This window comes from Anabaena sp. UHCC 0253 (assembly GCF_009712085.1).
Taxonomy (GTDB): domain Bacteria; phylum Cyanobacteriota; class Cyanobacteriia; order Cyanobacteriales; family Nostocaceae; genus Dolichospermum.
Genome location: NZ_VILD01000002.1, coordinates 229,696 through 237,905 on the forward strand (window position 1 = coordinate 229,696; position 8,210 = coordinate 237,905).

The window sequence follows — 8,210 nt, forward strand, 5'->3', positions numbered from 1 at the left end:
AAAATCTGGGGCAATTGGTGAAAACTTTTCCTGTTCTTCTGATGTAAGTGTATCCCATCTATCTTTTTTGATCCAAGCAACATCAGGAGAACGATTTGCACCATTGGGAAATTTAAAACAGGTGGAAGAATCAAAACAAACTCCTAGTTTAGTTTGACGATTCCAAAATACAAAATCTGCGGCAATTTCCACATTACGTTTTCCTGTTTCTCCTCCGGTAGGTGACATGATCAATATTTCTCCTTTTGCATTGCGTTCAAATTTAACTTCAGGATTTTCCCGACAGAGTTGATAAAATTGGTTGTCGCTTAGTTGAATAATAGGGTTTAAGTTGACGGTGATAGCTGTCATAATGAGCCTCGCAAGAAATGATATCAACTTGAGATGACAATACTTTAGAGTATTCCAAGTAAAAAAATGCCCAATTGTCATTGCGAATGGAGCGGAGCGGAATGAAGCAATCTCTGGTTTTGGATCATTTATTGTTTGGAACACTCTTAGACACTTAGAAGGAAGTGTTTACTTCTTTTTATTTTAGCCATATTTTTTGGCTTAATCACAATATTACAGATATTAATATAGTATGATGCTTATAATAAAATTTATTAGGCACAAAAAGCTTTGATAAGCTTGAAAGCGATATTTAAAGTCTGTATTCAAAATGAAAATCAAGCTACTTATAAGTAGAAAGGCTTATTATAGTATATTCATGGGATAATACCCTGGCCATATCTTTCTCCATAAACTGAGAGCTTGCATTCAAATCTTGGCAGATAGTACCTAACGGAATTATCCCCAAAAGTGTAACAATGGTCAGCCATCAAGAGAAAACTGCCTTTTCCGAAGTTTTTCTATATTAGTATAAACAAAACATAACGAGACAGAATCATGACCAACATCCAAGAAAAAACCAATAACGATATCCAAGAAAAAATCCAAGAAGAAGTAGAACAAGCTCGCACTGTATGTGATATCTCAGGTAGCAACTCGGCTGAATGTGCTGCTGCTTGGGATGCCGTCGAAGAATTGCAAGCTGAAGCTTCTCACCAACGTCAAGTCAAGCCTAAAAATGCTTTAGAAAAATATTGTGATGATAATCCAGAAGCAGACGAGTGCCGTCTTTACGAAGACTAGAACCGTTGGACAGAATTAACAATTAAAAAATGTAGATTCCCAAAACTTTTTACGAATTTTCAATTGTTAGTTATTTTGGACTCGCTAGACTAAAACCAGCACTTGTACTTTTTGCCTAAGTGACAAATTACTGGAATATCAATGGTTTTAAGCTCCATTAACAAATAAATGGATTTAAACCTGACGGGGAATAAAATCCCCGTCTTTCACTTTTGAACAAAATCCACAAGCTGAATTTTTTCTGGAATGGCTAAGGCCACGCTACGCTATCAGATATCTACAATACCTTGTCCATTTTTTGTAGGTTGGGTTAAGCGACAGCGCCACCCGACGCATTTGTTGGGTTTCCTACCGATTGCTCCGCAACGCTAACGCGAACAACCCAACCTAGAAATCAAGACTTTTTTTGATTTGGACAAGGTATTGATATCTATTCACAAATTTTTCTATTTTTTATTGACTTTATGACACAAGTATGGTTTCGCCCCTATGTTTGGATGGATTATCGCCTAGCGTTATTATTTACGCTGATGATTCCTTTAGTTCTTCTAATTTGGGCATTTGTACAAAAAGCAGAAGCAATGCAACGCTTATTGATAATTTACTGGCGCGTGGCTAGTTTATTGGCTATTACTATTTACTTGATGATTGGCGGCTTTGGAGTGAGTTTTATCTCTGCTTTAATGGCAAGGATTCTGATTCCTATTACGCTATGGTTTTGGGTAGATATCAATGATGAAATTGAGTATCATCCTACTAGTCCCTTGAAATTGGTTTTTACTTCTTGGCGTTGGGCAACAACAGTTTATTGTAGTTTAGGAGCAGTTGCCCTTTTACCTTTTTTAGGTTGTGCTTTTTCAGCAAATGGACTAAAAACTCCTTACTGTAGTGTTTGGTTAGAAGCACCATTAATTTTTAAGGACTACTTCCACCACAACAGTAAACCTGCTTTTCTCGGTTTTCTGGGCATAGTTGCTTTAGGATTTTACGTAGTATATTTAAGTTATTTTGTGGCTGTGAAGTTGGGTAAATATGGACGTTCAGCGACGCACTAAGCAATTAAGAATTAGAAATTAAAAAAGTAGATTGCACCAGATTTTGGAGATTTTTTGATTGAGGATTTCTTGACGTTTTTGTGTAATAAGAAAGAGCTATGATTTTTAACAAAATTAAAATCAAACTCCTGTGGGACGGGCATCCTGCCTGTCCAGTTTATGTAAATTGAATGCACAACAGCTTAGTATAAATAATCAATGAATAACTCTATTGGTAAAAGACTGGAACAATATACAGTCAAAAAATCGCAAGAAGTTCTTATTGTCACCGTGGAAATTGATGATGAACCAGATAAAATTGCTGTGTTTAAAGGATTTTCTAGTTCTTTAATGCGTCCCACAGCATTTGATCCAGACATTCCTGTGTTGCCAGATACCGCTACAATTATCACTATTGACAGGATAGCAAGTCCCTATAATCCTGATTCACCCCGTTATCTTCAACAGGATATTTCTTGGGAAGAGATGGAAGTTTTGTTATTAGAGGTTGGAGTATAAATGGATAATATAGCAATCCTAAATAAGATATGAATACCTCTTTTTCTCTACCTCTGCGCTCTCTGTGTCTGGAGCGGTTTGTTTTAAAAACTCCGTTCATAAATCATAGAACTTACGCACAAGTCACGGAATAATGAACCACGAAGGAACGAAGGACACGTTCGCGAAGCGTCCCGTTAGGGATAGAAAAGAGGGTTTCCGAGATATTTTGCGTAAGTCCTAAATCAAATAGGATTGCTATAGTTTTTTTAATTGTTAATTTTTAATTTTTAATTGTCACTATGTCCCGATCTGGATACACTTTACCAGTTTTTGCTTGTGCTGCTGCTGTTGCGGCTTTGCATTGGTTACGTAATCGTCAATCCCTAAGTGTGGCTTCTATAGATTTGATTGAACCAGCAGAAGTTGCAGAAATATCCATTGAGCAAGTAGCGGGAATTTCAGAAAATCAAGCTTTGGCTATTACTCGTAGTGATCCTGGTGATAATCTGGATTTAACTAGGAATACACCGATTTGGGTTGTGGTGGAATGGTACAAGGGAGATGGGAACAAGGTAATTATTGAGGGTGGAGAGGGGATTGGGAAGCAGTTTAATGGTGAGGGGAAAGCGGCAATTTATGGTTATGCTCAAAGATTATTGACAGAGAATTTACAGCGATTATTAACACCGACAGAAAAAATCAAGATCATAATTATTTTACCAGAGGGGCGATCGCTCGCTGTTCGTACTTCTAACTCTGCTTTTGGGGTAGTGGAAGGACTGTCTTTATTAGGAACAACAGGTATTTCTCAACCTTTAAGTACACCAGATCAATTAGCAGCTTTCCGCGCTGATTTAGCAGATAAAGCTAATCAATTTACAACTTTAGTATTTTGTATTGGGGAAAATGGCCTTGATTTAGCGCAGAAACTCGGTATCAATCCCGCACAATTGGTCAAAACTGCTAACTGGTTGGGTCCAATGTTAGTTGCTGCTGATGTCTTAGGTATTAAAGAAATTTTATTATTTGGTTATCACGGTAAATTGATGAAACTAGCAGGGGGAATTTTTCACACTCATCATCATTTAGCTGATGGTCGGAGGGAAATTTTAACAGCCCATTGTGCCATGCTAGGTTTACAGTCTCCAGATATTCAAGCTATTTTTCAGAGTCCGACAGCAGAAGCAGCTTTAAAACATCTGAGAATTCTTGATGACAACACTGGTAGTAATTGGGTAAATCAAGTTTATAGCAATATTGCCGAAACAATTGATACTCGTTGTTATGAATATATTAGTAGTCACAATCAGCAAGGTAAAACCATCATAGCTTGTGGTTCAGTGCTTTTCGATCGCGATCGCCAAATCCTCGTTAAAAGCAAAACTGGTTGTATGTTACTGGATAAATTGTGTTAACTTAATATGAATTATCGTCAGTACGTCAAATAAATATTTTTAACTATGATTTGCGTAATTAATTTGATTTAGATGATTAATTGATCTTTTATCACCATTAATCACAAAAATCACAATTTGTGACTTCTACTACCCTTAACGACACACTTACTTTCGCTATCATGAATACAGCGGTGACTCTACCAACGGTCGAATTATCTCCAACACAGGTAAAATCGGGAAAACTTAATAGTCAAATAATTGTAATCTTAGACTTTGGATCTCAATATTCTGAATTAATTGCTCGTCGAATCCGCGAAACTCAAGTATATTCGGAAGTTCTTCCTTATCGCACCACAGCAGAAGATTTACGTCAAATTAATCCGAAAGGAATTATCCTCTCCGGTGGTCCAAATTCCGTATATAGTGACCACGCACCCCATTGTGACCCAGAAATCTGGCAATTGGGAATACCCGTTCTCGGTGTTTGCTATGGGATGCAACTCATGGTTAATCAACTGGGTGGGGAAGTTATTAAGGCAGATAGAGGTGAATACGGTAAAGCATCTTTGTATATAGATGATCCCACCGATTTATTAACTAATGTCGAAGATGGTACAACCATGTGGATGAGTCATGGGGATTCAGTCAAAACCATGCCTCCAGGATTTGAGTTACTTGCCCATACAGATAATACTCCTTGTGCTGCGATCGCTGACCATGAAAAGAAATTGTATGGTGTCCAGTTCCATCCAGAAGTTGTACATTCTCAGGGTGGTTTAGCTTTAATCCGTAACTTTGTTTACCATGTCTGTGATTGTGAACCGACTTGGACAACAGCAGCTTTTGTCGAAGAATCCATTCGGGAAATTCGCGCTAGAGTTGGTGATAAACGGGTGTTATTAGCACTTTCTGGAGGAGTGGATTCCTCTACTCTCGCGTTCCTACTCTATAAAGCCATTGGGGAACAATTAACTTGTGTATTTATTGATCAAGGCTTTATGCGGAAATTAGAGCCAGAACGATTACTCAAGTTATTTAAAGAACAATTTCATATTCCTGTAGAATATGTCAATGCCCGTGAGCGATTTATTTCCGCGATCGCTGGAGTAACAGATCCTGAAGAAAAACGTCGCCGCATCGGACACGAATTCATCAGTGTTTTTGAGGAAACATCCAAAAATCTTGGTCATTTTGACTACTTGGCTCAAGGCACACTTTATCCAGACGTGATTGAATCCGCTGATACCAATGTTGATCCAAAAACTGGTGAACGGGTAGCAGTAAAAATTAAAAGTCATCATAATGTTGGTGGTTTACCAAAAGATTTGAGATTTAAACTGGTAGAACCACTCAGAAAACTATTTAAAGATGAAGTCCGCAAAGTTGGACGTTCTATCGGTTTACCAGAAGAAATTGTCCAACGTCAACCTTTCCCTGGACCTGGTTTAGCCATTCGGATTTTAGGTGAAGTTACCGCCGATCGCTTAAATATTTTGCGAGATGCTGATTTAATTGTCCGTCAAGAAATTAACCAACGCGGTTTATATCACGAGGTTTGGCAAGCTTTTGCTGTCTTATTACCTATTCGCAGCGTTGGTGTCATGGGTGATAAACGCACTTATGCTTATCCCATTGTTTTACGGATAGTTACTAGCGAAGATGGCATGACGGCAGACTGGGCGCGTATTCCTTACGATGTACTAGAAGGAATTTCTACCCGCATTGTCAATGAAGTGAAGGGTGTGAACCGTGTGGTTTATGACATTACTTCCAAGCCACCTGGAACTATTGAGTGGGAATAGATAAGTAGGTAGGTGGGAAAACTTATAACTATGTCATTGCGAGTGGAACGGAGTGGAACGCAGCAATCGCAAGAGTTTTGGGTAATTTACAGTTCGTTACATAGTTGGGTTGATTAGCATCTACCTACTTAATTGGTAATTGGTAATTGGTGAAAAGGAAAAGCTTTTACCTATTACCATAGGACTTAGGTCTAAAATTAAAAAGTATTACATTTAGTTGAGAACATTATGGCTGCAAAAGTAGAAATTTACACTTGGACTACTTGCCCGTTTTGTATCCGTGCCAAAAATCTACTCAGAAATAAAAGTATTGATTTTATCGAATACAACATTGATGGAGATGAAATAGCCAGAAATCAAATGTCGGCAAGAGCTAATGGAAAACGCTCTTTGCCACAAGTTTTCATCAATGATGCTCACATTGGTGGTTGTGATGATATCTACTCTTTAGACCGTCAAGGTAAATTAGATCAGATGCTAGTGTCGTAAAAAATTGTGTAAGTAGGTTGGCGTTAAAAATTGTCGTTGGGGCAAGGGAACAGGGAACAGGGAACAGAGTTTTGGACGATTTTACTTTTCTTCACATACCTTTAATTTTTTCTGTTCATCTACTTATCAGATCCCCGACTTCTGCAATTAATTGCATTATCTCAGCCAAAAATTTAGCAAAAGTTATCAGATCCCCGACTTCTGAAATTAGTTTATTTATCTTCGGAAAAAATGGAGCAAAGAGGTCGGGGATCTTTAATATTCTTTAATATTAAAATTCATAGAGAAGAGAGGCATAAAGGGTGAAACTGGCTTTTATTATTGATCCCATCCATCGGCTTGATCCATGTCATGATACCAGTGTTGCTCTAATGGAAGCAGCGCAAATTCTCGGACACGAAATTTGGATAACTCAGGCGAATTTGCTCAGTGTTATTGATAGCAAAGCTTGGGCTGTCTTGCAGCAGGTAGAACTTGTTCCCGTGGAATTGGTGGAGGGACGTTGGTTAGCAGTGAATTCTTGGTTTAAGTTAAACCCTAGTGCCTTCATTCCTTTAGAAACAATGGATGCCGTATTTATGCGGACAGATCCACCTGTTAATGATGCTTATCTATATGCAACTTACATTCTGGATTATATTAACCAAAATAAAACCTTGGTTATTAATAATCCTGCCGGAATTCGTGGGGCTAATGAAAAAATGTATGCCCTCCAGTTTAGCCAATGTATTCCCGAAACAATTGTTAGTGCTGATAAGCAAGTAATTCGCCAATTTGTGGAAGCTAAAGGGGCAACAATTCTCAAACCATTGGGGAATAAAGCTGGAGAAGGAATTTTATTTTTACAATCAGGCGATCGCAATTTTAACTCTATTGTCGAACTTAGCACGCTCCAAGGTCAAGTTCCGGTGATGGTACAGAACTATTTACCCCAAGCTAAGGAAGGAGATAAACGAATCATCTTACTCAATGGAGAACCGATAGGTGCGCTTAATCGTCTTTCTAGTAGTAGTGATTTTCGTAATAATATGGCCACCGGTGGAACAGTGGCTCAAACTACCATTACTCCAAGAGAGCAGGAAATTTGTAGCCATTTAGCCGAAAAACTCCGTCAAGATGGCCTAATTTTTGTGGGTATAGACGTAATTGGTGGCTACCTCACGGAAGTCAATGTCACAAGTCCCACAGGGATTCGGGAAATTGACCGTCTCGATGGTACTCATCTTGCCCATCAAGTAATTAAATGGATAGAGGCTAATACGTAATTTTATTTACTTTACTTCCTCCTGACTCCTGACTGGGCGCAGGCCTTGCGCCCTTACTGGTATAAAACCCTGAAACTAACAACTTGTATACAGCACTCAGCCTCAAATGAGACTGGGAATTTAATCTAAAATCTCATATCCACAATCATTTAATTTCTGGGTGGTGTGCGTCGGCGTTGCAGGAAGTCAGGAATATCCAAAGATGGTTTTTCCTTTGGTTCAGCAACTGGATTTGGAGTATTAGATGGTGTTTGGGGTGTGGGTTTTCTAGTAGTTGTCGTGGGAGTGATAACTCTAGGAGTAACTACTGTTTGTGCTGGTGCAGCTTGAATTTCACCAGTAAAACCAGTGGCAATGACAGTAATTCTGACTTCTCCTTGGAGTCTGTCATCAATTACCGCGCCAAAAATAATATTGGCATTAGGATCAACAACTTCATAGATTGTTTCCGCAGCAGCATTGACTTCATGAAGAGTCAAATCACTACCACCAGTGATATTAAAGACCACTCCTCTAGCCCCTTCAATAGAACATTCTAATAAAGGTGAAAGAGATAGCAGCGATCGCTGCTTCTCTGGCTCTAGATTT

8 protein-coding genes and 1 pseudogene are annotated in these 8,210 nt (G+C 38.6%); 7 read left to right on the forward strand and 2 right to left on the reverse strand.

Annotated features, from left to right (window positions below):
* The coding region (locus tag FJR38_RS05135) for a Uma2 family endonuclease (protein ID WP_168535794.1) at positions 1-351 on the reverse strand (351 nt) is incomplete at its 3' end.
* A 537-nt stretch (positions 352-888) separates the two neighbouring features.
* Here FJR38_RS05135 and FJR38_RS05140 point away from each other — a divergent pair.
* The 7 genes from FJR38_RS05140 (at position 889) to gshB (ending at position 7,622) form a co-directional block, all read left to right on the forward strand.
* Positions 889-1,134 carry a Calvin cycle protein CP12 gene (locus FJR38_RS05140; protein WP_168492208.1) on the forward strand — a complete coding sequence of 82 codons (246 nt, stop codon included), beginning with the start codon at positions 889-891 and terminating at the stop codon, positions 1,132-1,134.
* A 464-nt stretch (positions 1,135-1,598) separates the two neighbouring features.
* The gene (locus FJR38_RS05145) at positions 1,599-2,189 is read left to right on the forward strand and encodes a DUF3177 family protein (protein WP_168492207.1); all 591 of its coding nucleotides are present in this window, start codon (positions 1,599-1,601) and stop codon (positions 2,187-2,189) included.
* Between the two features lie 198 nt (positions 2,190-2,387).
* Positions 2,388-2,687: a hypothetical protein gene (locus FJR38_RS05150; RefSeq protein ID WP_168492206.1), complete on the forward strand. Its 300-nt coding sequence runs from the start codon at positions 2,388-2,390 to the stop codon at positions 2,685-2,687.
* Positions 2,688-2,968: 281 nt separating this feature from the next.
* On the forward strand, positions 2,969-4,084 hold the full coding sequence (gene cbiD / locus FJR38_RS05155; RefSeq protein ID WP_168535796.1) for a cobalt-precorrin-5B (C(1))-methyltransferase CbiD: 1,116 nt from the start codon (positions 2,969-2,971) through the stop codon (positions 4,082-4,084).
* A gap of 161 nt (positions 4,085-4,245) precedes the next feature.
* Positions 4,246-5,868, forward strand: coding sequence for a glutamine-hydrolyzing GMP synthase (guaA, locus tag FJR38_RS05160; protein WP_168492467.1), 1,623 nt, complete (start codon positions 4,246-4,248; stop codon positions 5,866-5,868).
* A gap of 228 nt (positions 5,869-6,096) precedes the next feature.
* A complete protein-coding gene (gene grxC, locus FJR38_RS05165; RefSeq protein ID WP_168492203.1) occupies positions 6,097-6,357 on the forward strand; it encodes a glutaredoxin 3 in 261 nt (86 codons plus the stop codon).
* Between the two features lie 302 nt (positions 6,358-6,659).
* Positions 6,660-7,622 (forward strand): glutathione synthase, encoded by a 963-nt coding sequence (gene gshB / locus FJR38_RS05170; protein WP_168492201.1) that lies wholly within the window; start codon positions 6,660-6,662, stop codon positions 7,620-7,622.
* Positions 7,623-7,771: 149 nt separating this feature from the next.
* Here the strand turns inward: gshB and FJR38_RS28185 are convergent.
* Positions 7,772-8,210 (reverse strand): annotated as a pseudogene (locus tag FJR38_RS28185) (cell division protein FtsZ); the annotation flags it as partial.

Excerpts from the sequence above, each read along its gene's own strand:
- FJR38_RS05140 (WP_168492208.1), top strand. The coding sequence starts at position 889 with ATGACCAACATCCAAGAAAAAACCAATAACGATATCCAAGAAAAAATC.
- FJR38_RS05145 (WP_168492207.1), top strand. The coding sequence starts at position 1,599 with ATGACACAAGTATGGTTTCGCCCCTATGTTTGGATGGATTATCGCCTA.
- FJR38_RS05150 (WP_168492206.1), top strand. The coding sequence starts at position 2,388 with ATGAATAACTCTATTGGTAAAAGACTGGAACAATATACAGTCAAAAAA.
- cbiD (WP_168535796.1), top strand. The coding sequence starts at position 2,969 with ATGTCCCGATCTGGATACACTTTACCAGTTTTTGCTTGTGCTGCTGCT.
- guaA (WP_168492467.1), top strand. The coding sequence starts at position 4,246 with ATGAATACAGCGGTGACTCTACCAACGGTCGAATTATCTCCAACACAG.
- grxC (WP_168492203.1), top strand. The coding sequence starts at position 6,097 with ATGGCTGCAAAAGTAGAAATTTACACTTGGACTACTTGCCCGTTTTGT.